Genomic DNA, 25,245 nt, shown 5'->3' on the forward strand with positions numbered 1-25,245 from the left:
GGGTCCCCGGCCGAAACCGTGGGCCCCCGGGCCCGAAGCGGTGATGAGCACCTCCGAGATGAGTGAAAAAGATCCCCAACCGGAATCTTCCACTCTAGGTCGGCTGCTCGGCCGAGAGGCAGCTGCGAACGTTTTCTTCTCACCGGCCGACCCGACGTGCCGGCTGTCGACCCTCACGGGCGGCGGCCGTCAGTGCTCGGCGTCCTGCCAGCTGCGTCCGGTGCCGACGTTGACGTCGAGCGGCACCGCGAGGTCGGCGGCCGCACCCATCTGCTCGCGCACGATGCGTTCGACTTCGTCGCGTTCGCCCGCGCCGACCTCGACGATGAGTTCGTCATGCACCTGCAGGAGCACCCGCGAGCGCAGGTTCGCCGCGCGCAACGCCTCGTCGACGCCGAGCATGGCCTTCTTCATGATGTCGGCCGCCGAGCCCTGGATCGGCGCGTTGAGCGCCATCCGCTCGGCCATGTCGCGGCGCTGACGGTTGTCGCTCGTCAGGTCGGGCAGGTAGCGGCGCCGACCCATCATCGTCTCGGTGTAGCCGGTCGCGCGCGCGTCGTCGACGATCTGACGCAGGTAGTCGCGCACCCCACCGAAGCGTTCGAAGTAGCCGTCCATGAGGCGCTGCGCCTCGGCCGTGGAGATGCGCAGCTGCTTGCTCAGGCCGAACGCCGACAGCCCGTACGCGAGGCCGTACGACATCGCCTTGACCTTCGCGCGCATCTCGGAGGTCACCTCGCTCGGCTCGACGCCGAACACGCGTGAGCCGACGAACCGGTGCAGGTCCTCGCCGTCGTTGAAGGCCTGGATGAGGCCCTCGTCGCCGGACAGGTGCGCCATGACTCGCATCTCGATCTGGCTGTAGTCGGCGGACATGAGGCAGTCGTAGCCCTCGCCGACCACGAAGACACGACGGATGCGTCGACCCGATTCGGTGCGGATCGGGATGTTCTGCAGGTTCGGGTCGGTCGAGCTGAGACGCCCGGTCGCCGCAATCGTCTGCTGGTAGGTGGTGTGGATGCGGCCGTCGTCACCGATCGACTTGATGAGGCCCTGCACCGTCGAGCGCAGCTTCGAGGCGTCACGGTGACGAAGCAGAGCGTCGAGGAACGGGTGCGGCGCCTTCTCCGACAGGTCGGCGATCGCCTCGGCGTCCGTCGTGTACCCCGTCTTCGTCTTCTTGGTCTTCGGCAGGCCCAGGGTCTCGAACAGCACGACCTGCAACTGCTTCGGCGAGCCGAGGTTGACCTGCTCGCCACCGATCGCGTCCCACGCGTCCTGCTGCGCGGCGACGACCTGCGCGTCGTAGTCGGCTTCGAGTTCGTGCAGCGCGTCGAGGTCGACGGCGATGCCTGCCTGCTCCATCGTCGCGAGCACCTCGACGATCGGCAGCTCGAGCTCGGCCATGAGCTCGATGCCACCGACGTCGGCGACCGCCTCGTCGAGCGCGGCGGCCAGGGTCGCGACGGCCGCGGCGCGCGCCATGGCGTCGTCCCCCTGCGTAGCGCCGACGTCACCGAGGTCGAGCATCCCCTGACCGGCTGCCTGCTTGCCGGTCTCGGGCAGTTCGATGTGGCAGTAGCGCAGCAGCAGATCCTCGAACCCGTACGAGCGCTGGTCGGGTCGCACGAGGTAGGCCGCGATGGCGGTGTCGTTCGTCAGCCCTGCGAGGGTGAGACCGCGCGCGGCGAGGGCGTGCATCGGGCCCTTCGCGTCATGCAGGGCCTTCGCCTTCGTCACGTCGGCGAGCCACTCGGCAAGCGCCTGCTCGTCCTCGGGTGCGAGGGTCGTCAGGTCGACGTACGCGGCGCGGCCGCTCTCGTCGGCGATCGCCAGGCCGCTCGCGTCACCCGCGCCCTTCGCCCACGTGCCGTCGACGAACAGCCCGGCGCGCCCGGTGATACCGGCGAGCCACGTCTCGACCTCGCCGTCGCCGAGCACGACGCCGTCGACGCTGACGTCGCCCTCCGCCTCGGGCTGCGCCGTGCCGAGCGTCGCGAACAGGCGGTCGCGCAGCACCTTGAACTCGAGACCGTCGAAGACGCGGTGCACCTCGTCACGGTTCCAGTCGTGGCGCGCGAGGTCGTCCGGCGTCACCGGCAGCGGCACGTCGACGAGCAGCTGGTTGAGGCGTCGGTTGCGCAGCACGCCGTCGAGGTGGGCGCGCACGTTCTCGCCGGCCTTGCCCTTGATCTGGTCGACGTTGGCGACGAGGCCCTCGAGGTCGCCGTACTGCCCGATCCACTTCGCGGCCGTCTTGGGGCCGACACCGGGCACGCCCGGCAGGTTGTCGCTCTTCTCGCCGACGAGCGCGGCGAGGTCGCTGTAGCGCTCGGGCGGCACGCCGTACTTCTCCTCGACGGCGGCGGGCGTCATGCGCGTCAGCTCCGAGACGCCCTTGACGGGGTACAGCACAGTGACGTTGTCGCGCACGAGCTGCAGCGCGTCGCGGTCGCCGGAGCACAGGAGCACCTCGTCGAAACCGGCCTGCGTCGCCTGGGTGGTGAGTGTCGCGAGGATGTCGTCGGCCTCGTACCCGTCGAGTTCGAGGTGCGTGACGCCCATCGCGTCGAGCACCTCCTTGACGAGGTTCACCTGCCCCTTGAACTCGCTGGGCGTCGTCGCACGGCCCGCCTTGTACTCGGCGTACTCCTCGCTGCGGAACGTCTGACGCGACACATCGAACGCGACGGCGAGGTGCGTCGGTTCCTCGTCGCGCAGCAGGTTGATGAGCATCGACGTGAAGCCGTACACGGCGTTCGTGTGCTGCCCCGTCGAGGTCGAGAAATTCTCCGCGGGCAGCGCGAAGAAGGCCCGGTAGGCGAGGGAATGTCCGTCCAACAACAACAAGCGCTTCACACGTGGCAGCCTATGTCCCAGCACCGACAACCCGAAAGGCGAGACCATGACGAGCTCCCCCACGCCCGAGAACGCAACCCACGCGCCCGAGATGACGCAGGAGCAGATGCTCGACGAACTCGCGCAGATGAGCCGCGGCACGCTCGACGAGCGCATGGGCATCCGCGTGCTCGAGGCCTCCCCCGAGCGTGTCGTCGCGACGATGCCCGTCGAGGGCAACACGCAGCCGTTCGGGTTGCTGCACGGCGGCGCGAACGTCGTCATCGCCGAGAGCGTCGGCTCCATCGGCGCGAACATGGCCGCCGGGCCGGGACGATTCGCCGTCGGGCTCGACATCAACGCGACGCATCACCGTTCCGCGAGGAGCGGCATCGTGACGGCGACCGCGACGGCGCTGTCGATCGGGCGCACCCTCGCGGCGTACGACGTCGTCATCACCGACGATGAGGGCAACCGCACCTGCACCGCCCGCATCACGTGCATGCTGCGGGATCTACCGAAGGGCTGAGACGCCTCCTCTGGCGACGAAGGGTTGTGGAGGCTCGCGATACCCATCGCGCGAACCTCCACAACCCTTCTCGCGTCAGGCGTCGCCGAACTCGGCGATGACGCCGTCGCAGACCTGCTGCATCGACAGACGACGATCCATCGCGGTCTTCTGGATCCAGCGGAACGCCGCGGGTTCGTCGAGGCCGAGCTTGGTGGTGAGGATGCCCTTCGCCCGGTCGAGTTGTTTGCGCGTCTCGAGCTTGGCGTTGATCGCCGCGAGTTCGTCACGCAGGGCGCGCATCTCGCGCCATCGGCGGGTCGCGACGGTGAGCGCCGGGCCGAGGTCGTTCCAGGTGAACGGTTTGACGACGTAGGCCATGACGCCCGCGTCGCTCGCGCGTTCGACGAGGTGGCGGTCGCTGAACGCCGTCAGGAGGACGACGGGGGTGAGGCCGTCGGCGCCGATCTCCTCGGCGGCGCTGATGCCATCCTTGCGGGGCATCTTGACGTCGAGCAGCGCGAGGTCGGGTCGGTGCTCGGCGATCGCAGCCACGGCCGCTTCCCCGTCGCTGACGGCGGCGACGACGTCGTAGCCGCCCGCATCGAGCATCTCGACGAGGTCGAGGCGGATGAGAGATTCGTCCTCCGCCACGACGACGCGCAGGCGCTGGTCTTGGTCGCTCGTCTCACTCACGGCGAAAATTCTACGCGTCCTGGCGCGAGAACTCGGACGCGGTACGGATCTGCTCGTCGCTGGGGCGTACGCCGGTGTAGAGGACGAACTGCTCGGCGGCCTGCAGCGCGATGACCTCGGCGCCGGTGATGACGTTCTTGCCCCGCTCCCGCGCGGCGACGACGAGCGGCGTGTCGCTCGGGCTCGCGACGACGTCGAAGATCCACGTCGCGGCGTCGATCTCGTCGGTGGTGAAGCTCAACCGCCCCTCACCCTCACCACCGGCCATGCCCAGGGGCGTGACGTTGACGAGGACGTCGGTGCCTTCCGGCACCTCGCGCGAGTGCTCCCAACCGTATTGCGCGGCGAGCTTCTCCCCCGCCTCGACGTTGCGCGCGACGATCGTTCCGCGCGTGAAGCCGGTGTCGCGGCACGCGGCGACGACCGCCTTGCCCATGCCGCCCGAGCCGCGCACGGCGATGCGCAGGTCGGTCGGCACGCCGTGGGTCTGCAGCAGCGACGCGACGGCGACGTAATCGGTGTTGTAGCCGGTGAGGATGCCGTCGTCGTTGACGATCGTGTTGACGGAGTCGATGGCCTTCGCCGATTCGTCGAGCGCGTCGAGCATCGGGATGACCTGTTCTTTGAACGGCATGCTCACTGCCGCGCCCCGGATCGGCAGCCCCCTGATGCCGGCGACGGCCTGCGCGAGATCGACCGGCGAGAACGCCTTGTAGACGAAGTCGAGCCCCAGCTCGTCATACAGCCGGTTGTGGAAGCGCGTGCCGATGTTACTTGGCCGCCCCGACATCGAGATGCACAGCTGCGTGTCCTTGGAGAGCATGCGCGCCAGCCTAGCGCCGCCGCCGCGGAACGACGAAGGGCTCGACCTTGACGGTCGAGCCCTGTGCGCGTGCCGACGGGGGGATTCGAACCCCCACGCCTTGCGGCAAAGCATTTTGAGTGCTCCGTGTCTGCCATTCCACCACGTCGGCTGGTGCCCGCTCACCTTACCCGAACGCGCGCTGCCCCCGCGCACCGGGCGCGGGGGCAGCAGCGTCGATCAAGGACTGAGGCAGGATCAGTTCTGCGCGGCGGCGCTACGGGCCTTCTCGTGGTCCTCGTAGGCCGGCGCGACGCGGTTCTTCGCGTCACCGATCTTGTGCACGCGCAGCGCGTTCGTCGAACCGGGGATGCCGGGAGGCGATCCGGCGGCGATGACGACGAGGTCACCCTCGACGCAGCGACCGTCGCCGAGGAAGATCTCGTCGACCTGCATCGACATCTCGTCCGTGTGCTTGACCTTCGGGCTGCACTCCGTCTGCACGCCCCACACGAGCGCGAGCTGCGAACGCACCGTCTCCGACGGCGTGAACGCGACGATCGGCAGGCGCGGACGCAGACGCGACATGCGCTGCGCCGAGTCGCCCGTCGTCGTGAAGTTGACCAGATGCGTGCACCCGAGCGTCTCCCCCACCTCGACGGCGGCCTTCGTCACGACGCCGCCCTTCGTGTGCGGCTGGATGCCGAGGTCGGGCACGCGCTCGAGGCCGTGCTCCTCCGTCGAGGAGATGATGCGCGCCATCGTCTTGACCGTCTCGATCGGCCACGCACCGACCGACGTCTCCCCCGACAGCATGACGGCGTCCGCGCCGTCGAGCACCGCGTTGGCGCAGTCTGAGGCCTCGGCGCGCGTCGGGCGCGGGTTCTCGATCATCGACTCGAGCACCTGCGTCGCGACGATGACGGGCTTCGCCGCGCGACGCGCGAGCTCGATGGCACGCTTCTGCACGATCGGCACGTCCTCGAGCGGCAGTTCGACGCCGAGGTCGCCGCGCGCGACCATGATGCCGTCGAACGCCTCGATGATCTCGATGAGGTTCTCGACCGCCTGCGGCTTCTCGATCTTCGCGATGACGGGGCGACGGATGCCCACCTCGTCCATGATCTCGTGGCAGCGCGTGATGTCGGCGGCGTCGCGCACGAAAGACAGCGCGATGAGGTCGGCGCCAGCCTTCAACGCCCAGCGCAGGTCAGCCTCGTCCTTCTCGCTGAGCGCGGGCACGCTCACCGCGACACCGGGCAGGTTGATGCCCTTGTTGTTCGAGACGCGGCCCGGCACGACCACCTCGGTCACGACGTCCGTGGCCGTCACCTCGACCGCGCGCAGCGCGACCTTGCCGTCGTCGACGAGCAGCATGTCGCCGACGTTGACGTCGCCCGGCAGGCCCTTGTAGGTCGTGCCGACGCGCTCGGAGTCACCGTCGACGTCCTCGGTCGTGATGGTGAAGCGGTCGCCCTTCGCGAGGTCGACCGGGCCCGCGGAGAAACGAGCGGTGCGGATCTTCGGGCCCTGCAGGTCGGCGAGGACGCCGACGGCGCGACCCGTCGCCGCAGCGGCGGCGCGGACGTGGTCGTACCGGGTCTGGTGCTCCTCGTACGAACCGTGGGAGAGGTTGAAGCGGGCGACGTCGAGGCCGGCCTCGACGAGCTCACGCGTCCGTTCGGCAGAGTCGGTAGCAGGGCCAAGGGTGGCAACAATTTTCGCGCGACGCATGCTGCCAACCCTATCGCCCGCGCGAGCGTTCCCTCAGTCGACCATCTCGCCCGGTGAGACCCCCGTCACCGTACTCGCGGGTAGGCCCGCGACGACGCGGAAACCCCCGCCGCCACGAGGGCGGCAGGGGCTTCCACGACGCCCGATCAGGCGTCAACACATGCGGACGATCACACCGTCAGCGGACGATCCGTCGGCTTGATCGGCGCGGGCAACGTCGAGTCACCCATGAGCCAGGTGTCGACGCCGCGCGCCGCGCTGCGACCCTCGGCGATCGCCCACACGATGAGCGACTGGCCGCGCCCACAGTCACCGGCGACGAACACGCCGGGCACGCTCGACATGTAGTTCGCGTCGCGCTGCACGTTGCTGCGCTCGTCGGTGTCGACGCCGAGCTGCTCGAGCAGACCCTCGCCCTGCGGGCCGAGGAAGCCCATCGCGAGCAGCACGAGCTGCGCCGGGATGACTCGCTCCGAGCCTTCGACCTCCTCGAACTTGCCGTCGACGAACTTCACCTCGACGATCTTCAGACCGCTGACGTTGCCGTCGTCGTCCGCGAGGATCTCCTTCGTCGAGGCGGAGTAGACGCGCTCGCCACCCTCCTCGTGCGCCGAGGCGACGCGGAAGATCATCGGGTACGTCGGCCACGGCTGGTTGGCCGGACGCTCCTCGCCGGGCTGCGGCATGATCTCGAGGCTCGTCACCGACTTCGCGCCCTGACGCAGCGCCGTACCGATGCAGTCGGCTCCGGTGTCGCCACCACCGATGACGACGACGTCCTTGCCGGTCGCGAGGATCTGACCCTCGACCTCGCCGCCGAGCGCGACGCGGTTGGCCTGGGGCAGGTACTCCATCGCCTGGTACGTGCCCGTGTGCTCACGCCCCGGCACCGGCAGGTCGCGACGCACCGTCGCGCCCATCGCGAGGACGACGGCGTCGTAGCGCGAGCGCAGCTGCTCCGCCGTCAGCGTCACGCCGATCTCGGTGTTGCAGCGGAAACGGGTGCCCTCGGCCTTCATCTGCTCGATGCGACGATCGAGGATGCCCTTCTCCATCTTGAACTCGGGGATGCCGTAGCGCATCAGGCCACCGGGGGCGTCGTCGCGCTCGAACACGGCGACGGTGTGCCCGGCGCGCGTCAGCTGCTGCGCGGCGGCGAGGCCGGCAGGCCCCGAACCGACGACGGCGACCGTCTTGCCCGTCAGGCGCGTCGGCACCTGCGGCGTGACGTAACCACGCTCGAAGCCCTCCTCGACGACCGTCTTCTCGACCTGCTTGATCGTGACGGCGGGCTGGCTGATGCCGAGCACGCACGCCGTCTCGCAGGGCGCGGGGCACAGGCGTCCGGTGAACTCGGGGAAGTTGTTCGTGGCGTGGAGGCGCTCGATGGCCTCCTCCCACTCGCCCTTCCACGACAGGTCGTTCCACTCGGGGATGAGGTTGCCGAGGGGGCAGCCCGAGTGACAGAACGGGATGCCGCAGTCCATGCATCGGCCGGCCTGACGCTGCAGGGTGCCGAGCTGCTGCTCCTCGTACACCTCCTTCCAGTCGCGGATGCGAACGGGAACGGGGCGACGTTCGGGCAGCTCGCGCTCCCGGGTCTTGAGGAATCCGCGGGGGTCAGCCACGTCAACTCACCTCCATGATCTTGTCCCACACCTGGGCGCTGTCGGGGTCGACGCCCATGCCTTCGGCGTCCTTGCGGATGCTCAGCACGCGCTGGTACTCACGCGGCGTGACGAGCGAGAAACGGACGAGGCTCGCAGGCCAGTCGTTCAGCAACGACTCGGCGACGGACGAACCCGTCTCGGCGGCGTGCTTCGTCAGCAGCTCCTTGACGACGTCCTCGTCCTCGGCGCGCAGACCGGTGACCTCGACGAGCTCGCGGTTGACGAGGTCGGCGTCGAGATCGAGGACATACGCCTCACCGCCCGACATGCCGGCCGCGAAGTTGCGTCCGGTCGCGCCGAGGATGAGCACGCGACCACCGGTCATGTACTCGCAGCCGTGATCGCCCACGCCCTCGACGACGGCCGTCGCTCCTGAGTTGCGGACGCAGAAGCGTTCGCCGACCTTGCCGCGCAGGAAGATCTCACCGCTGGTCGCGCCATAACCGATGACGTTGCCCGCGATGGCGTTCTCCTCGGCGACGAGGGCCGTCTCGGTATCGGGACGGATGATGATGCGCCCACCCGACAGGCCCTTGCCCACGTAGTCGTTGCCCTCGCCGACGAGCCGCAGCGTCAGGCCCTTCGGGATGAAGGCGCCGAAGCTCTGCCCGCCCGCACCGCGCAGCGTGATGTCGACGAAGTCGTCGTGGAGCAATTCATCGAGGTAGCGCTTGGTCAACTCGTGGCCGAGCATCGTGCCGACGGTGCGGTTGACGTTCGACACCTTCGTCTCGAACGCGACCGGCGTCTGTTGCTCGATGGCGTCCTTCGCCTTCGCGATGAGTTCGTTGTCGAGCGCAGCGTCGAGGTGGTGATCCTGACCCTGGGTGTTGAACAGCTCACCGCCGAACGGCATCTCCGCCTTCGCGAAGATCGGCGCGAGGTCGAGACCACTGGCCTTCCAGTGCTCGACGGCCTCGTCGGTGTCGAGCGCCTCGACGTGCCCGACGGCCTCCTCGATCGAACGGAAACCGAGCTCGGCGAGGATCTCGCGCACCTCCTCGGCGATGTACTCGAAGAACGTCTCGACGAACTCCGGCTTGCCGCTGAAACGCTCGCGCAGCTCCGGGTTCTGCGTCGCGATGCCGACCGGGCAGGTGTCGAGGTGACACACGCGCATCATGATGCAGCCGCTGACGACGAGGGGCGCGGTTGCGAAACCGAACTCCTCCGCGCCGAGCAGCGCGGCGATGACGACGTCACGGCCTGTCTTGAGCTGGCCGTCGGTCTGCACGACGATGCGGTCGCGCAGGCCGTTGAGCAGCAGCGTCTGCTGCGCTTCGGCGAGGCCGAGCTCCCACGGCCCACCGGCGTGCTTGAGCGACGTCAGCGGGGAGGCTCCCGTGCCGCCGTCGTGGCCGGAGATGAGCACGACGTCCGCGTGGGCCTTCGAGACACCGGCGGCGACGGTGCCGACGCCGACCTCGGAGACGAGCTTGACGTGGATGCGCGCGCTCGGGTTCGCGTTCTTCAGGTCGTGGATGAGCTGCGCGAGATCCTCGATCGAGTAGATGTCGTGGTGCGGCGGCGGCGAGATGAGACCCACGCCGGGCGTCGCGTGACGCGTGCGCGCCACCCACGGGTACACCTTCGGCCCGGGCAGCTGACCGCCCTCGCCGGGCTTCGCGCCCTGTGCCATCTTGATCTGGATGTCGTCGGCCTCCGTGAGGTACAGCGACGTCACGCCGAAGCGACCCGAGGCGACCTGCTTGATCGCCGAACGACGCTTCGGGTCGAGCAGGCGATCGACGTCCTCGCCGCCCTCTCCGGTGTTCGACTTCGCGCCGAGACGGTTCATCGCGATCGCGAGCGTCTCGTGTGCCTCCTTCGAGATCGAGCCGTACGACATCGCACCCGTCGAGAAGCGCTTGACGATGGCGCTCGCCGGCTCCACCTCGTCGATCGAGATCGACGGACGGTCGGAGGCGAACTTGAACAGCCCGCGCAGCGTCATGAGCTCCGCCGACTGGTCGTCGACGGCCTGCGTGTACTGCTTGAAGATGTCGTAACGACGCGCGCGCGTCGAGTGCTGCAGACGGAACACCGTCGTCGGGTTGAACAGGTGCGGTGCACCCTCGCGGCGCCACTTGTACTCGCCACCGACCTCGAGCTCGCGGTGCGCGGGGCCCTGGCCGTCGCTCGGGTAGGCCTTCGCGTGACGCGCCGCGACCTCGGCCGCGATGACGTCCAGACCGATGCCGCCGAGACGCGACGTCGTCGCGGTGAAGTACTCGTCGACGACCTCCTGGCTGAGGCCGAGCGCCTCGAACACCTGCGCGCCGCGGTAGGAGGCGACGGTCGAGATGCCCATCTTCGACATGACCTTGAGCAGGCCCTTGCCGAGCGCCTTGATGAGGTTCTTGACGGCCTGCTCGGGCGTCGTGTCACCGAGCGCACCCTCGTGGGCGAGCTGCTCGACGGACTCCATCGCGAGGTACGGGTTGACGAGCGCCGCGCCGTAGCCGACGAGCAGCGCGACGTGGTGGACTTCGCGCACATCGCCGGCCTCGACGACGAGCCCGACCTGCAGACGCGTCTTCTGACGAATGAGGTGGTGGTGCACCGCCGCCGTCAGAAGCAGCGACGGGATCGGCGCGAACTCGGCGTTCGAGTCACGATCGGACAGGACGACGAAGCGGTGACCGTCGGCGATCGCCTGGTCGACCTCGGCGAAGATGCCCTGCAGGCGTGCCTTGAGCGCGCTCGCACCACCGTCGACGCGGTACGTGCCGCGGATGACGTACGCCGCGAAGCCTGCGCGGTCGCCGTCGGCGTTGATGTGGACGATCTTCGCGAGCTCGTCGTTGTCGATGACAGGGAAGCCGAACTCGACCTGCTTGACGTGCTCGGGGCCGTCGGTGAGCAGGTTGCCCTCCGGACCCATCGTCGTGCCGAGGCTCGTGACGAGCTCCTCGCGGATCGCGTCGAGCGGCGGGTTCGTCACCTGCGCGAACAGCTGCGTGAAGTAGTCGAACAGCAGGCGCGGACGCGAGCTGAGGACGGCGACGGGCGTGTCGGTGCCCATCGAACCGAGCGCCTCGGCGCCCGTCGACGCCATCGGCGTCAGCAGGATCTTCAGCTCCTCGTTCGTGTAGCCGAACGTCTGCTGACGGCGCGTGACCGAGCTGAGCGAATGGGTGATGTGCTCACGATCCGGCAGGTCGCCGACCTTGACGATGCCCGAGTCGAGCCACTCCTGATACGGCTTCGCCGTGGCGAGTTCGCCCTTGATCTCCTCGTCCGGGATGATGCGCCCGGCCTCGGTGTCGATGAGGAACATCTTGCCCGGCTGCAGGCGCCCACGCTCGACGACGTCCTCCGGCGCGAGGCCGAGCACACCCGCCTCGGAGGCGAGGACGACGAGGCCGTCCTTCGTCACCGAGTAACGCCCGGGACGCAGGCCGTTGCGGTCGAGGACGGCGCCGATGAGCGAACCGTCGGTGAACGTCACGCACGCGGGGCCGTCCCACGGCTCCATGAACGCGGCGTGGTACTCGTAGAACGCGCGACGCGCCGGGTCCATCGTCGCGTGGTTCTCCCACGCCTCGGGGATCATCATGAGCACCGAGTGCGGCAGGCTGCGACCCGACAGGTGCAGCAGTTCGAGGGCCTCGTCGAACGTCGCCGAGTCGGACGCGTTCGGGGTGCAGATCGGCAGCAGGCGAGACAGGTCGCCGGGAATGATGTCGCTGCGCAACTGCGACTCGCGTGCGCTCATCCAGTTGCGGTTGCCGCGCACCGTGTTGATCTCACCGTTGTGCGCGATGAAGCGGAACGGGTGCGCGAGCGGCCAGCTCGGGAACGTGTTCGTCGAGAACCGGCTGTGCACGAGGGCCAGCGCCGTCTCGAACCGCTCGTCCGACAGGTCGGGGTAGAACTGCTCGAGCTGCGCCGTCGTCAGCATGCCCTTGTGGACCATGGTGCGCGCCGACAGCGACGCGAAGTAGACGTCGAGCTCGTTCTCGGCGCGCTTGCGCGCACAGAACGCGAGACGGTCGAGTTCGAGGCCCGAGGCGTCGCCGTCCTTCGCCGCGACGAACACCTCGCGGAAGACCGGCATCGTGCCGCGCGCCGACTCACCGACGACGTCGGGGTTGACGGGGACGTCACGCCAGCCGAGGACGACGAGGCCTTCCTCGTCGGCGATGCGGTCGAAGCCCTCGCCGACGTGCCACTGGCCGTCGGCGTCCTGCGGCAGGAACGCGATGCCGACGGCGTAGGAGCCCTTCGCGGGCAGCTCGAAGTCGACGACCTCACGCAGGAAGGCGTCGGGGATCTGCGTGAGGATGCCGGCGCCGTCGCCGACGAGCGGGTCGGCGCCCGTGGCACCGCGGTGGTCGAGGTTGGTCAGGGCCAGCAGCGCCGCGTCGACGATGTCGTGGCCGGCGTGGCCCCGCATCGTCGCGACGAGCGCGACACCACAGGCGTCATGCTCGAACGTGGGGTCGTACAACCCCTGGGCAGCGGGCTGGGCGGAGAAAGCATGAGCAGACATGACTCACCGTCCTGTTCGTCGTCGGGACGCCCGAGCGCAGGGCGCACGAGGCATCGGGTCGGGTCGAAACCACCGCGGGACGGCATTGGCCTGCGGGTTTTATGCATTCTATCGAATGTTCATGCGCGCTCACCAGGTGGACGAGCGCGTCTCAGCTGACGATACAGCTCAGGAGGCCTCGTCGGCCGTGGTGTCCGCATCGTGTGCACCGTGGGCATCCGGCTCGAGCTGGTGCGCCGCCCGTGGGTCGGCGGACGCACGCCGGCGCGCGATGAAGATCGCGAGGCCGAGCAGGAAGACGATGCCGCACACCCACACGTTGACGCGCACACCGAGGATGCGGTTCGCGAAGTCGCTGCGCATCAACTCGACGACGATGCGGCCGAGCGGGTACAGCATGACGTACAGCGCGAACGCCTGCCCCTGGCGCAGCCGCCCCGAATCCGACAGGCGCCAGATGACGAGGGCGATGAGCACGCACCAGATCGCCTCGTAGAGGAACGTCGGGTGGAATGTGCCGAGGACGACGGGGGCACCGGTCGAGTCGACGACCGCACGCCCCTTGTTCATGTCCCACTGGTGGATCTCGAGGGCCCACGGCACGTTCGTCGCGCGACCGTACAACTCGTTGTTGAAATAGTTGCCGAACCGGCCGATCGCCTGCGCGAGCGGCAGCGCGGGGGCGACGCAGTCGGCGAGCACCGCGAACGGGACGCCCGCCTTGCGCGCGCCGAACAAGGCGCCGACGGCGCCCAGGACGACTGCGCCCCAGATGCCGAGGCCGCCCTCCCACACCTTGAACGCGTCGAGCGGGTGCCCGCCCTCGCCGAAGTACGGCTGCGGCGTCGTGATGACGTGGTACAGCCGCCCCCCGACGATGCCGAACGGCACGATCCACAGGGCGACGTCGACGGCCGCGTCACGCGAGTAGCCGCGCCCTTCGAGGCGCCGCCCGGTGATCATCGTCGCGATGACGACGCCCGCCAGGATGCAGATCGCATACGCCCGAAGGGGTACCGGGCCCAGCCACAGCACCCCTTCGGTCGGTGAAGGAATCTCCGTCAGCATCAGAACTTGGCCAGCACCTTGTCGATCGTGGTGGGCGTCGCGTTCTCGATGTTCATCATGCCGGCCATGTCGGCGTTGTCGACGTCCTTGCCGTTGATCTTGACGACCGGCGTGGAGTTGACCCCGGCCTTGTTGGTCTCGGACTCGGTCTTCTTGACGTACGCCGAGTACCGGTTGTCGTTGACGCACTTCTCATAGGACGAGCCCTTGACGCCCACGTCCTTCGCGAGCTTGATGAGCGTCTCGTTCGTGTAGCCGACGCCCTCCTTGGGCTGGTTCTCGAACACCTTCGTCGTGAAGTCGGAGAACTTGCCGGCGGTGGCGGTGCAGAACGCGGCGTTCGCGGCGCGGGCAGAGCTGTCGCCGGGCAGGTTCTCATCGAGGAAGGTCTTGACGTGGTACGTCAGCTTGACGTCACCGGCCTTCGCCATGTCCAGGAGCTTGGCTCCCTGGGCCTGCTCGAACTGCTTGCAGAACGGACACTGGTAGTCGAAGTAGACGTCGACCTTCTTCGCGTCGGCCTTGGCCTTGTCGGCGAACACCGGCATGCCCTGGCCGTTGGCGAGTGCACCCGTCGGGGTGTCACCGGCAGCGACAGGGGTGTCGGTGTCATCGCTCTTGTTGAGCGAGAGGAAGGCGACGGCCGCGATCGCGATGACGGCCACGAGGCCGACGATCGCGGCGATCAAGCCCTTGCTGGGGCCCTGCTTGGGCGCCACGGATTGCAGCTTGGTGGAAGCATCAGGTCGCATGGGTGAAGCCTTTCACAGATGGCGGGGGCGTTGAGTCACGAAGATCGTTCAGCCCCACAGCGCGCCGTCGGCGCTGAAGCGGCTGCGCGGGCGCCAGGCGAGCAGCCCGGCGAGGATGAGAAAGACGATGTCGCGGCCGATCTCCTGCGGATACTTCGTCTGGCTCGCGGCAACCGCCCCGCCCTCGGAGAAGCACCCACAGTCGATCGAGATGCCGCGCGCCCACGCCGAGGCGATGCCCGCGATGAAGATGACGAGCAGCAGCGCGGAGATGATCGCCGCGAAGCGGGCGAACAGGCCGACGAGCAGGATGACGCCGAGCGCCACCTCCGCCAGCGGCAGGATCGTGCCGATGACGTTCGCGACGTCGTAGGAGAACAGGTCGTATGCGCGCACCGAGCGGCGCGAGGCGTCGAGGTGCGTGAGCTTCGGCAGGCCTGCATAGAGGAAGACACCGGCGAGCACGAGGCGCAGCACGAGGGCGATCCACGGCCAGCGGTTCGAGCGCTCGGCGGTGGGCTTGGTCGTGCTCGTGTCCATGCTGGTGCTCAACGTCGTACTCCGTCGCTCAGTTCCTTCGTGGCCTCGGCGAGGGCCGCCAGGCCGCGTTCGGGGTCGGTGTCGAGCAGCGTCTTGACGAGCGCGGAACCGACGATGACACCGTCGGCGTACCGGCCGATCTCGCGCGCCTGCTCCGCCGTCGAGACGCCGAGGCCGACGCAGACGGGCAGGTCGGTGGCGGCCTTCGTCCGCTCGACGAGACCCTTCGCGGCGTCACCGACGCTCGTGCGCGCACCCGTGACGCCCATGACGGACGCCGCATAGACGAAGCCCGAGCAGTTCGCCGTCGTCGCCGCGACGCGGGCGAGCGTCGAACTGGGCGCGACGAGGAAGATCTTCGCGAGGCCGAGCTCGTCGGCGACGGCGATCCACTCGTCGGCCTCGTCGGGCACGAGGTCGGGGGTGATGAGGCCGGCTCCCCCGGCGGCCTTCAACTCCTCCGCGAAACGGCGGATGCCGTAGCGCAGCACCGGGTTCCAGTACGTCATGACGACGGCCACGCCACCGGCGTCGGTGACGGCCCGCACGACGCGGAAGACGTCCGCGGTGTGCACACCGCCCTCGAGAGCCTGCGTCGCGGCGCTCTGGATGACGGGGCCGTCCATGAGCGGATCGGTGTACGGCAGGCCGACCTCGACGATGTCGCAACCGTTCTCGACCATGACCTGCGCGGCACGGATCGAATCCGCGACGCTCGGGAAGCCTGCGGGAAGGTAGCCGACGAGGGCGGCGCGGCCTTCGTCCCGGGTGGCGGCGAAGACGGCGTCAAGCGGAATGGGGGTGCTCACAGCTTCGTCTCCTCGACCTCGCCGCTGACGACGGTCTCGTCTTCATCGATGAGCCCGAACCAGCGGGCGGCGGTGTGCACGTCCTTGTCGCCGCGCCCGGAGAGGCTGACGAGGATCAGCCCATCCTCACCCAGCTCGGCGCCGACCTTCATCGCGCCCGCGAGGGCGTGCGCCGACTCGATGGCCGGCAGGATGCCCTCGGTCTGCGACAGCAGCCGGAACGCCTCCATCGCCTCGACGTCGGTGATCGGGTGGTACTCGGCGCGACCGATGTCCTTGAGGTAGCTGTGCTCCGGACCGACGCTCGGGTAGTCGAGGCCCGCGGAGACCGAGTGCGTCTCGATCGTCTGGCCCTCCTCGTCCTGGATGACGTAGGTGTAGGCACCATGCAGGACGCCCGGCGTGCCCTGGCCGCTGAAGCGCGACGCGTGCTTGCCGCTCGCGATGCCCTCGCCGCCGCCCTCGAGGCCGACGAGGCGAACGCCGTCGTCACCGATGAAGCGGTGGAAGATGCCCATCGCGTTCGAGCCGCCGCCGACGCAGGCGCAGACTGCGTCGGGCAGGCGCCCGGCCTCGGTGAGGATCTGCTCGCGGGCCTCCTCACCGATGAGCTTGTGGAAGTCGCGCACCATCTCGGGGAACGGGTAGGGGCCCGTCACCGTGCCGAGCACGTAGTGCGTCGTGTCGACGTTGGCGACCCAGTCGCGGAACGCCTCGTTGACGGCGTCCTTGAGCGTCTGGCTGCCGTGCTCGACGGGCACAACGCTTGCGCCGAGCAGCTGCATGCGTGCGACGTTGAGGGCCTGACGCTCGGTGTCGACCTTGCCCATGTAGACGACGCACTCCAGGCCCATGAGCGCCGCGGCCGTCGCGGTGGCAACGCCGTGCTGGCCGGCACCCGTCTCCGCGATGACGCGCGTCTTGCCCATGCGCTTGGCCAGCAGCGCCTGGCCGAGGACGTTGTTGATCTTGTGCGAGCCGGTGTGGTTGAGATCCTCGCGCTTGAGGAAGACGCGCGCGCCGCCGCAGTGCTCGGCGAAGCGCTTGACCTCGGTGATCGGGCTCGGACGGCCCGTGTATGTGCGGTGCAGTTCGGCGAGTTCGTGGCGAAACTCGTCGTCCACCATCGCCTTCTGGCGTTGCTCGTCGAGCTCTTCGAGCGCGGCGACGAGGGCCTCGGGGACGTAGCGTCCGCCGTAGTCGCCGAAGCGCCCGAGGCCGTGCGGCGCGAGACCGTCGTGGCGCGGTTCGCCGAGCGGGGTGGGGTCGGTCATGCGGGCGTCCCTTCGACGGCTGACGCGTTCGTGGCGTCGGCGCACGCGGTGATGATGTCGGCAAGCCCCTGCTGGGGGTCGCCGTTCTTGACGAGTGCCTCGCCGATGAGCAGCGCCTGTGCGCCCTCGCGGGCGTAGCGGGCGGCATCGGCGGGCCCGGAGATGCCCGACTCGGCGACCTTGACGACGTGCGCCGACAGCGTTGCGGCGATCGGGCCGAACACCTCGGGGTGGACGTCGAGCGTCTTGAGGTTGCGGGCGTTGACGCCGAGCAGCTGTGCGTCGACGGCGAGTGCCCGTTCCGCCTCGGCGGCGTCGTGAACCTCGACGAGCGCCGTCATCCCGAGTTCGCGCGTAAGAGCCGCGAAGTCGCGCAGCTGCGCGTCGTCGAGGGCGGCGACGATGAGGAGGACGAGGTCGGCGCCATGGGCGCGGGCCTCGAAGAACTGGTACGGCTCGACCATGAAGTCCTTGCGCAGCACCGGGATGTCGACGGCGGCGCGCACGGCGTCGAGATCCGCGAGCGACCCGCCGAACCGGCGCTGCTCGGTGAGCACCGAGATCGCGGTCGCTCCCCCGTCGGCGTACTGCGCGGCGAGCGCGGCCGGGTCGGGGATCTGCGCGAGCGCGCCCTTGCTCGGGCTGGAGCGCTTCACCTCGGAGATGACGGCGATGCGCCGCGCGTCACGGGCGGCGTGGAACGCGGCGAGCGCGTCGCGTGCGGGCGTCGCGGCGTCGGCGTCACGCGTGACGTCGGCGAGGCTGCGCGCGCGCACGCGCTCGGCGAGGTCGTCTCGCACCCCGGCGATGATCGAGTCGAGAACAGTGGTCACGGTCGAATCCAATCAGCGTGACAGGGCACGGCGCCGCCGGTTCCAGCGTGTGGTCACGGCGCGCGCCGGGCCCGTCATGCCGCGGCGTGGATCAGGCGGGCTTGCGCTCGGAGTCCATCGAGCCGTGCGCGGCAGCGCTGCGGCGGTTCGCCTTGCCCATGAGCCACCCGACGACGCCGCCGCCGACGACGAGGACCGCGCCGATGATGTCAAGCAGTTCGTTGCCGAAGTACACACCGAACGCGATGAGGAGCGAACCGACCATGCAGATGCCGACGCCCGTCCAGGCGGCGGGGCTGTGGCCGTGGTCGAGGTACGGGCTGTCTCCGGACATCGTCATTTCTCCTTGGAGCCGTGCTGCGCTGCCGACGTCTCCGTCACGCGCGTTGATGAACTGTTCTGGGTCATTGTGTCAGGCCCGTCCGGCTCGTGCGAGCCGGGGGCGGTCTCGGTGTCGGTCGGGTCGATGCCGCGGTTCATGAGATCCCAGTCGCTCTCGTGCGTCGTCGGCGCCTTGGTCTCCATCGGCGCGTCGTAGCGGCTCGACAGCCCCGCCCAGCGGCGCACGCCGAGCAGCGCCAGCAGGGACGCGGCGACACTGAGCAGGCCGGCGAACACCGCGGCCCAGAACCATGGCGTGAACGTGCCGCGCGCGACGGCCTCACCGTTGTGGCCGGTGACGGACGTCATCCGCGTCTTGACCGCCGAGGCCGGGTCGCCCAGCGTCAGCAGCGTGACGACGAGCAGCGCGACCGAGGCGATGAGCGAGACGAGCGCGGCGGGCCAACGCGCGATGCGGCCGGCCGTCGCGGCGGCAAGGACGCCGGCGATGGCGACGAGGGCGATCCCGAAGTAGCCGGGCACCGCCTGGTTGCCCGTGACGTCGACCTTGCTGCTCGCGATGACGCCATCGTTGAGGGAGCCGTTGATCCACGTGCGCCCCGAGACGATCGCGGCGAGGACGGCCGCGATGAGGCTGAGCAGGATGACGCTGCGTTTCGTCGTGAAGGTGCTCATGCGATTCCCGTCATGCCGTCGGCGGTCGCGACGGCGCGCAACGCCGCGGCGGCCTTGTTGATCGTCTCCTGGTATTCGCTCTCCGGCACCGAGTCGGCGACGACGCCGGCGCCCGCCTGGACGTGCGCGACACCGTCCTTGAGCACGGCCGTGCGGATGGCGATGGCGGCGTCGGCGTCGCCCGCGAGGTCGAAGTAGCCGATGACGCCGCCGTAGATGCCCCGACGGGTGCCCTCGCGCGATTCGATGATCTGCATCGCGCGTGGTTTCGGCGCGCCCGAGAGGGTGCCCGCGGGAAACGTCGCCTCGAGCACGTCGTAGGCGGTGACGTCGTCGCGGCGTGCGCCGATGACGGTCGACTCGAGGTGGATGACGTGGCTGTAGTTGCGGATGTTCATGAACTCGACCGTCTCGACGGTTCCCGCGCGACAGACGCGCTGCAGGTCGTTGCGCGACAGGTCGACGAGCATGAGGTGCTCGCTGCGCTCCTTGGGGTCGGCCAGCAGGTCGTCGGCGAGCTCCTGATCGTGTTCCGGGGTCTTGCCGCGCGGGCGCGAACCGGCGATCGGGTGCGTGATGACGCGTTCTCCTGTCACCTTGACGAGCGCCTCCGGCGAGCTGCCGACGACGTCGTACGCGCCGCCGTCAGGGTGCGGCAGGCGGAGCAGATACATGTAGGGGCTGGGGTTGCTCGCGCGCAGGGCGCGGTAGACATCGAGCGCGTCGGCGTGCGTGTCGACGCTGAATCGCTGGCTGACGACGATCTGGAAAGCCTCGCCCGCGCGGATGTCCTCCTTGCACGACTCGACCATGTCGTGGAACTGCTCGCGCGTGTGGCTGCTGCGCACGTCCTGGGCGCGCTCGTGCGGGATCGCCACCGTCGAAGCTGCCGGTTCGGCGAGGCGGGTCTGAATCGCGTCGAGGCGGGCGACGGCGTCGTCGTACGCGGCGCGCGCGCCGGATTCAAGGCCGTCGAAGTTGACGGCATTGGCGACGAGCAGGAGCGAGCCGTCCTGATGGTCCATGACGGCGAGATCCGTGGCGAGCAACATCGTGACTTCGGGGATCGCGAGAACGTCGTCGGCGTGGTCGCCGATCTTCTCCCAGCGACGCACCGCGTCGTAGCCGATCGCGCCGACGAAACCGCTCGTCAGCGGCGGCAGGCCGGCGATGCGTTCGGTGTGAAGTGCCTGCAGGGACGCGCGTAGGGCATCGACCGCCAGGCCTGTCGTCGGCAGCCCCGTCGGCACGTCGCCGAGCCAGACGACGTCGCCGTCACGCTCGGTGAGCGTCGCACGGCTCGCGGCGCCGATGAACGAGTAGCGCGACCACACGCCGCCGTGCTCCGCCGATTCCAGCAGGAACGTGCCCGGCTCGTCGCGCGCCAGCTTGCGGTAGATGCCGATGGGTGTCTCCGCGTCGGCGAGCAGCTTGCGCACGACGGGGATGACGCGACGCCCACCCGCGAGGTGCTCGAACAACTCGACGCTTGGCCACGTCGCGCCCCAGGTCAGGTCGGCGGCGAGGCTCGTCTCCGGCTCGGCTGCGGCAGTCATGCGTTGCTCCTGGGGGTGGGCGTGGTGGCGGGTACGTCTGCGGCGACGGTTGGGGTTGACGTTGTCGTGGCTGCGTCCGCAGCGTCGGTTCCGGTGGGCGCCGTGGTAGCTGCGTCAGCGTCGGTTCCGGTGGACACGGTCGCGCCATCACTGCAGACGGCGGCGTCGAGGTCGGTGAAGAAGCAGCTGCGTTCGCCGGTGTGGCATGCGGCGCCGACCTGGTCGACGCGGACGAGCAACGCGTCGCCGTCGCAGTCGAGGGCGACGCTGCGCACGTACTGCGCGTGGCCCGACGTGTCGCCCTTGCGCCAATACTCGCCGCGGCTGCGCGACCAGAACGTCACGCGCCCCTCGCTCAGCGTGCGGCGCAGCGCCTCGTCGTCCATCCAGCCGAGCATGAGCACGTCACCGTTTGTGTCGTCCTGGATGATCGCGGCGACGAGACCCGCGTCGTCGCGCTTGAGGCGCTGCGCGACGTCAGGGCTGAGCGGCGATGAAGGCTCGGGCGAAGACATGCGGGCCATTGTGCCAAGTGGCCCTGACAACCCGTCGCGGTGTCTCGCGCTGGCACCTCGCGGATCACTGCGGGCCCCAACGCCGCCTGACCTCACGCTCCCGCGCATCGCGGATCGCGACGGGGACGCAGCTGCGCCTGACCCCGCACCCGCGCGCGGCGGATGACGGCGGGGATCCAGCGCGGCCTTATCCCACGCTGACGTCGCATGAACGGGTGGAGTTCTCCCTCAGCGTGATCTCACCCAGGCATCCGAGCTAGGGTTCCGACGCGGTGTCGCCGACACGACTGGCGAGGTGGAGTCGGGCGACACCGAGCCGTCTGGCCGCGCGAACAGGTGTGGCGTCGGCGTGCGTGGTGCCGCCGTGTCGGTGATGCTGCACCCGGGAAAGTGAACGCGCCCGGGACATGAAATGGGCCGCGGGTTGTGGCCGGGGAATGACTGCGCCGTCAGACCAGGTCCGAGCAGTAGGTAGCGGGCACAGACCTCGCCAGACCAGGATTGAGCGGCGGCGCACCGAGAGCGCGGAGCACGTGAGATCAGGGTTCGGCAGGCAGCCGGGGCCGCAAGGCCGCGAGGGCCGTCAGGCGGCGCGAACGGCGTCGGCGTGTGTGATGCCGCCGGGTTCGGTGACCCAGCGGGCACCGGAGGGCGACAGCCACGTGCAGACGCCGTCGGGCGTCATCCTCACGCGGAAGCCCCCGTGGGTCTTGGCGCGGTGATGGTGACGACACAGCGCCTGCAGGTTGGTCGCGCTCGTCGGCCCGCCCTGGTCGAACGGCATGACGTGGTCGAGGTCGCACCGCGAGGCGGCCGTTTCGCAGAACGGGAAGCGGCACACGCCGTCGCGCTCCCGCACGAGCTTGGCGATGCCGACACTCGGGCGGTGAGCAGCCGTCGTGGTGGCCAGCGTCGTGATGCGACCACGCCCGTGGTGCGACGCGAGCGTCGCCGTGAATCCCACACCAGCCGTAGCGGCGAGGCGGGCGACGACGCCAGCAGAAAGAACACCGACGCCGCGCACGCCACAGGCACCCAGGACCATCGACGACGTTGCGGGCGACGCCGGGGAATGACCCGGCGGCACTCCAGTGGCGGGCCGAGGGACCCTCGCGTCAAGGTCGGACACGTCCTCCGCGTCCGGGACGCCCGTGGATCTCGACGGGTCGGGAGGTCGCGCGATGATCGGCACCTGCAGGTTCAGCGTGGCCGTCACGGTGCAATTCTCGAGGATGAGGTCGGTGAGCGCGTCAGCCCGCGCTGCGCCGACGAAAAGCCGAGCGCCGGGGGCAGAGTTCTCCTGCAGGCGCCGCGCACGTTCCTCCATCACGGCCTGGATGGCCGTGGCGTCGTAGGTGTCGAGAACGGCTGTCATCGTGCACAGCGACTCGAACTCGAGGTGCGGCTCGAACCACACCCCGCGCGTCGACTCCACCTCGACCTCGTCGGCAGGGCGAGTGAGACCGAGCCGACGCAGGGTCTTGCGGCACGCCCGCCGCGCCGCCCGGTGAGCGCGTCGATGATCTCCGCTGTCGATGAGCATCTGTGCCACGGAGCGCGCAGCGTCCGCCTCGAGGTGCGCGAGCTCCCCCGCCAGCATCGCCGCCACCCGCACGGAGCCGTCTCCGCGTGCCGAGGCCGCCAGCAGGCCGGGATGGCGCGCACGCAGCGTCGAAGCCCCCGCCGCCATCGCCCGGGCGGCGGGCGCCGTCAGCCCGAGTGCGCCGCCGAGCGCTGAGGCCGCGAACTCGCCGGCCTCGACGTCGTAGGCCCGAGAATCCTCGGACGCGCCCTCACCCATCGCCTCGCCGCTGAGGACGTCGTGGCGACGCACACTGTCATGGTGTTCGGAGGCCAGCATGTGCGTGACCGCTTCGGCGCTGCGTGCAACACGTTGTGTGAGCGCCGCAGCGCGTTCGAGGTGGCGACGGTGACTCATCAGGGCGTCCAACCGACCGTCCAGGCTCGCGCCTCCATCGGTGAGCGGAACGAGCGATGCCGGATCGGTGAGAACCTCCTCTGCGACCCGCGTCGTCAGCTCGCCCCAAACGGCCAGGACAGCCTCACCGGGCAGCTCAGAGAGACGCGCGAGGATGTTCGCCGCGTCTGTCATCTCTAGCATTTCCATGACCCAATTATCGCACACATGTTCGAATAGGGGTAGGCTCCGTCACATGAAAGATCCATTGAGCCGGCTCTCACTGACCACGCCCGCGCGGGCGCCGGCGGCGCTTCCAACGCTGATCCTCAAACGCGACTGCCCAACCCGATCGTCACGCACCCATGATCGGCAGCAACTCGTCGTACACCCAGCCCGCGAGCTGCGTCGGCGTCGTGGTGGCGGGGGTCCGCCCCTGCTCGGGACGGAAATCATCGCGGATTCCGGTGCTCATCCCCAGTAGCGCCTGCGCGAGACCACGGGCGAGCCCGGCCCCAGGTAGCGGGACATCATGTCCGCATCGCTGATCTAGCGCGCCGCCACCGCATTTCCCACGTGGTCGAAGAGAATGCGCGTGACGTCGCGCCACGAGAGATCCCGCGGCCCGTGAACCGCTCGGACATGACGCGCCTGCCACCCCTCGTCAAGAAGGCAGAGTGCCGCCATCTCGGCGACGTCGCGCGGCGCCACCCATCTCAATGCGTGATCAACCCGGAGCACCGTGTCGATTTCGCCCTGGCGGATCGCCGCCACGTCCCGCGTGAGGTTGGAGAAGAAACAACCGCAACGCAGGTGCGTGACGTCGACGTCGAGCGCGTCGAGCGACAACTCCGTCGCGGCAAGGCCGTCGATCCCTCCCACACAGTGGCGCTTCTCTGCCCCCACGCTGCTGTGGAACACGACGCGCCTGATGCCGTTCGCGCGGACGGCACCCACGATTGCCTCGCTCGCCCGAGCATGCTCAGCGAGCGGATCAGCGGTCATCGGGCTCGGATTCACCCAGTACACGGCATCAATCGCGCGAGTCGCGGCAACGACCTCGTCGCGGTCCAGCGAATCCGCCTCGACGGTGTCGACGAGGGGGCGCAGTTCCCGCGCGATCTGCGCGGGATGCCGTGCCAAGAGCACGGGCCGCACCCCGACTCGGACGAGCATACGAATCAGGTGGCGACCCACGTTTCCATTGGGTGTCGTGATGGCGATGCGCATCGATCACCGTTTTCCTGAGCGGCGGTGTGCCCGCGCCCTCGTGGAATGACGCTAGGACCAGATGCAGACGGTTCCGGTCCTCATCTCGCACGACAATGAACGCACGCCCCACGAGCCCGTCGCGAGTCCTTCGTCGCGTACCCTCGAATCGTTGGGTCTGCTCCAGACGGGCCGATGGTGCTCTGTGGCGGATCTCGCCATGCGTCTTGCCACGGGGCCGCGATCCGTCCGACGCGGTGTCGCTAGCTTGCGCAGCCTCGGTTACAGCGTGCGGTCACGCCCGGTCCCGGCGGCGGCTACCGCCTGGACTCGGGCGTCACGATCCCGCCCCTCGTACTCGACGCCGACGAGGTGTCCACCCTCGTCACGGCCCTGCTCGTGCTCGAGGGGGCGGGTCTCGAAGCAGTCACCCCCGGGGCGACGGACGCCACAGTCGTGCGCGCCAAGCTCGAACGCCTGCTGCCGGGGTCGCTGCGTCGACGAGCCGTCGCGACCGCGACGGCGACCCACGTGCTGATGAGTGGGCTCGAGCCTGTCGACGCGCGCCTGCATGGTCTGCTCGTCGACACAGCTGCCCAACGTGGCATCGTGCACTTCGCCGTTCCGACGGCGACGGCCGTGTCCGCGATCGACAGATGCAACCGCTCATTTTCTTCATCCGCGAGGGCCGCTGGTACCTCCTCGGCCATGACCTGCACCGTCGCGGCTGGCGCCTTTCCCGCCTCGACCGGATCACCTCCGCCACGGCAGACCCCGCCGTCACCGGCCGGTCACCGCCCACCTTCGCGACGAATCACTCGAGAGGTGGCTCACGTCGGACTTCGGCCGACGCCCCCTGCCGGCGGACCACCCTCCGGGAGGCAACTCGGCGACGAGCCGAGGCGATGACGAATCAGCGAGCGCCGAGCAGGATGGCGGGTAAGTCACGCGATGGCGAGTCGTCACCTGCCTTCGCTTGATTTACCCGCCATCGGGCGCCCGGCGCTCGGG

The 25,245-nt window shown here is 69.2% G+C and carries 19 protein-coding genes, 1 tRNA gene and 1 pseudogene; 2 read left to right on the forward strand and 19 right to left on the reverse strand.

Going from position 1 to position 25,245, the window contains the following annotated elements:
- Positions 1–189: 189 nt before the first annotated feature.
- Positions 190–2,859 (reverse strand): DNA polymerase I, encoded by a 2,670-nt coding sequence (gene polA, locus NQ706_RS03945; protein WP_038568440.1) that lies wholly within the window; start codon positions 2,857–2,859, stop codon positions 190–192.
- A 46-nt stretch (positions 2,860–2,905) separates the two neighbouring features.
- On the opposite strand from polA, the gene NQ706_RS03950 reads away from it, so the two are divergent.
- Positions 2,906–3,367: a PaaI family thioesterase gene (locus tag NQ706_RS03950; RefSeq protein ID WP_369815081.1), complete on the forward strand. Its 462-nt coding sequence runs from the start codon at positions 2,906–2,908 to the stop codon at positions 3,365–3,367.
- Between the two features lie 75 nt (positions 3,368–3,442).
- On the opposite strand, the gene NQ706_RS03955 is transcribed toward NQ706_RS03950, so the two are convergent.
- The 18 genes and pseudogenes from NQ706_RS03955 to NQ706_RS04040 all read right to left on the reverse strand — a co-directional run bounded on the left by NQ706_RS03955 (position 3,443) and on the right by NQ706_RS04040 (position 24,255).
- Positions 3,443–4,042, reverse strand: a complete 600-nt coding sequence (locus tag NQ706_RS03955) for an ANTAR domain-containing response regulator (RefSeq protein WP_006943731.1) — start codon at positions 4,040–4,042, stop codon at positions 3,443–3,445.
- 10 nt (positions 4,043–4,052) lie between these two features.
- Positions 4,053–4,865, reverse strand: coding sequence for a shikimate 5-dehydrogenase (locus NQ706_RS03960; RefSeq protein ID WP_038568446.1), 813 nt, complete (start codon positions 4,863–4,865; stop codon positions 4,053–4,055).
- A gap of 70 nt (positions 4,866–4,935) precedes the next feature.
- A tRNA-Leu gene (locus NQ706_RS03965) sits at positions 4,936–5,016 on the reverse strand.
- An 86-nt stretch (positions 5,017–5,102) separates the two neighbouring features.
- Complete coding sequence (pyk, locus tag NQ706_RS03970; RefSeq protein WP_006943809.1) at positions 5,103–6,578, reverse strand: pyruvate kinase; 1,476 nt, start codon at positions 6,576–6,578, stop codon at positions 5,103–5,105.
- A 170-nt stretch (positions 6,579–6,748) separates the two neighbouring features.
- Positions 6,749–8,206 (reverse strand): glutamate synthase subunit beta, encoded by a 1,458-nt coding sequence (locus NQ706_RS03975; RefSeq protein ID WP_038568449.1) that lies wholly within the window; start codon positions 8,204–8,206, stop codon positions 6,749–6,751.
- Position 8,207: 1 nt separating this feature from the next.
- Positions 8,208–12,743, reverse strand: a complete 4,536-nt coding sequence (gene gltB, locus NQ706_RS03980; RefSeq protein WP_038568453.1) for a glutamate synthase large subunit — start codon at positions 12,741–12,743, stop codon at positions 8,208–8,210.
- 168 nt (positions 12,744–12,911) lie between these two features.
- Positions 12,912–13,811: a prolipoprotein diacylglyceryl transferase gene (gene lgt / locus NQ706_RS03985; RefSeq protein ID WP_038568456.1), complete on the reverse strand. Its 900-nt coding sequence runs from the start codon at positions 13,809–13,811 to the stop codon at positions 12,912–12,914.
- On the reverse strand, positions 13,811–14,563 hold the full coding sequence (locus NQ706_RS03990) for a thioredoxin domain-containing protein (protein ID WP_081873668.1): 753 nt from the start codon (positions 14,561–14,563) through the stop codon (positions 13,811–13,813). The genes lgt and NQ706_RS03990 overlap by 1 nt, the downstream gene beginning before the upstream one ends.
- 48 nt (positions 14,564–14,611) lie before the next feature.
- Positions 14,612–15,115, reverse strand: a complete 504-nt coding sequence (locus tag NQ706_RS03995) for a MauE/DoxX family redox-associated membrane protein (protein WP_235181921.1) — start codon at positions 15,113–15,115, stop codon at positions 14,612–14,614.
- Positions 15,112–15,912, reverse strand: coding sequence for a tryptophan synthase subunit alpha (trpA, locus tag NQ706_RS04000; protein ID WP_051805917.1), 801 nt, complete (start codon positions 15,910–15,912; stop codon positions 15,112–15,114). Before trpA ends, NQ706_RS03995 begins: the two co-directional genes overlap by 4 nt.
- On the reverse strand, positions 15,909–17,186 hold the full coding sequence (trpB, locus tag NQ706_RS04005; protein WP_038568460.1) for a tryptophan synthase subunit beta: 1,278 nt from the start codon (positions 17,184–17,186) through the stop codon (positions 15,909–15,911). Before trpB ends, trpA begins: the two co-directional genes overlap by 4 nt.
- The gene (gene trpC, locus NQ706_RS04010) at positions 17,183–18,019 is read right to left on the reverse strand and encodes an indole-3-glycerol phosphate synthase TrpC (protein ID WP_038568462.1); all 837 of its coding nucleotides are present in this window, start codon (positions 18,017–18,019) and stop codon (positions 17,183–17,185) included. Before trpC ends, trpB begins: the two co-directional genes overlap by 4 nt.
- A 91-nt stretch (positions 18,020–18,110) precedes the next feature.
- Positions 18,111–18,353: an HGxxPAAW family protein gene (locus NQ706_RS04015; protein WP_136788427.1), complete on the reverse strand. Its 243-nt coding sequence runs from the start codon at positions 18,351–18,353 to the stop codon at positions 18,111–18,113.
- Between the two features lie 2 nt (positions 18,354–18,355).
- Positions 18,356–19,036, reverse strand: a complete 681-nt coding sequence (locus NQ706_RS04020) for a Trp biosynthesis-associated membrane protein (RefSeq protein ID WP_038568465.1) — start codon at positions 19,034–19,036, stop codon at positions 18,356–18,358.
- A complete protein-coding gene (locus NQ706_RS04025; RefSeq protein ID WP_038568469.1) occupies positions 19,033–20,592 on the reverse strand; it encodes an anthranilate synthase component I in 1,560 nt (519 codons plus the stop codon). Before NQ706_RS04025 ends, NQ706_RS04020 begins: the two co-directional genes overlap by 4 nt.
- Positions 20,593–20,771: 179 nt before the next feature.
- Positions 20,772–21,107 (reverse strand): annotated as a pseudogene (hisI, locus tag NQ706_RS04030) (phosphoribosyl-AMP cyclohydrolase); the annotation flags it as partial.
- A gap of 583 nt (positions 21,108–21,690) precedes the next feature.
- The gene (locus tag NQ706_RS04035; protein WP_150112750.1) at positions 21,691–23,235 is read right to left on the reverse strand and encodes an HNH endonuclease signature motif containing protein; all 1,545 of its coding nucleotides are present in this window, start codon (positions 23,233–23,235) and stop codon (positions 21,691–21,693) included.
- A 339-nt stretch (positions 23,236–23,574) separates the two neighbouring features.
- Positions 23,575–24,255: an NAD(P)H-binding protein gene (locus NQ706_RS04040; protein WP_081873669.1), complete on the reverse strand. Its 681-nt coding sequence runs from the start codon at positions 24,253–24,255 to the stop codon at positions 23,575–23,577.
- 635 nt (positions 24,256–24,890) lie between these two features.
- On the opposite strand from NQ706_RS04040, the gene NQ706_RS04045 reads away from it, so the two are divergent.
- Positions 24,891–25,214, forward strand: a complete 324-nt coding sequence (locus NQ706_RS04045; RefSeq protein WP_167539842.1) for a WYL domain-containing protein — start codon at positions 24,891–24,893, stop codon at positions 25,212–25,214.
- Positions 25,215–25,245: the final 31 nt, after the last annotated feature.

Source organism: Dermacoccus sp. BD5 (genome assembly GCF_044878485.1).
Lineage (GTDB): Bacteria > Actinomycetota > Actinomycetes > Actinomycetales > Dermatophilaceae > Dermacoccus > Dermacoccus nishinomiyaensis.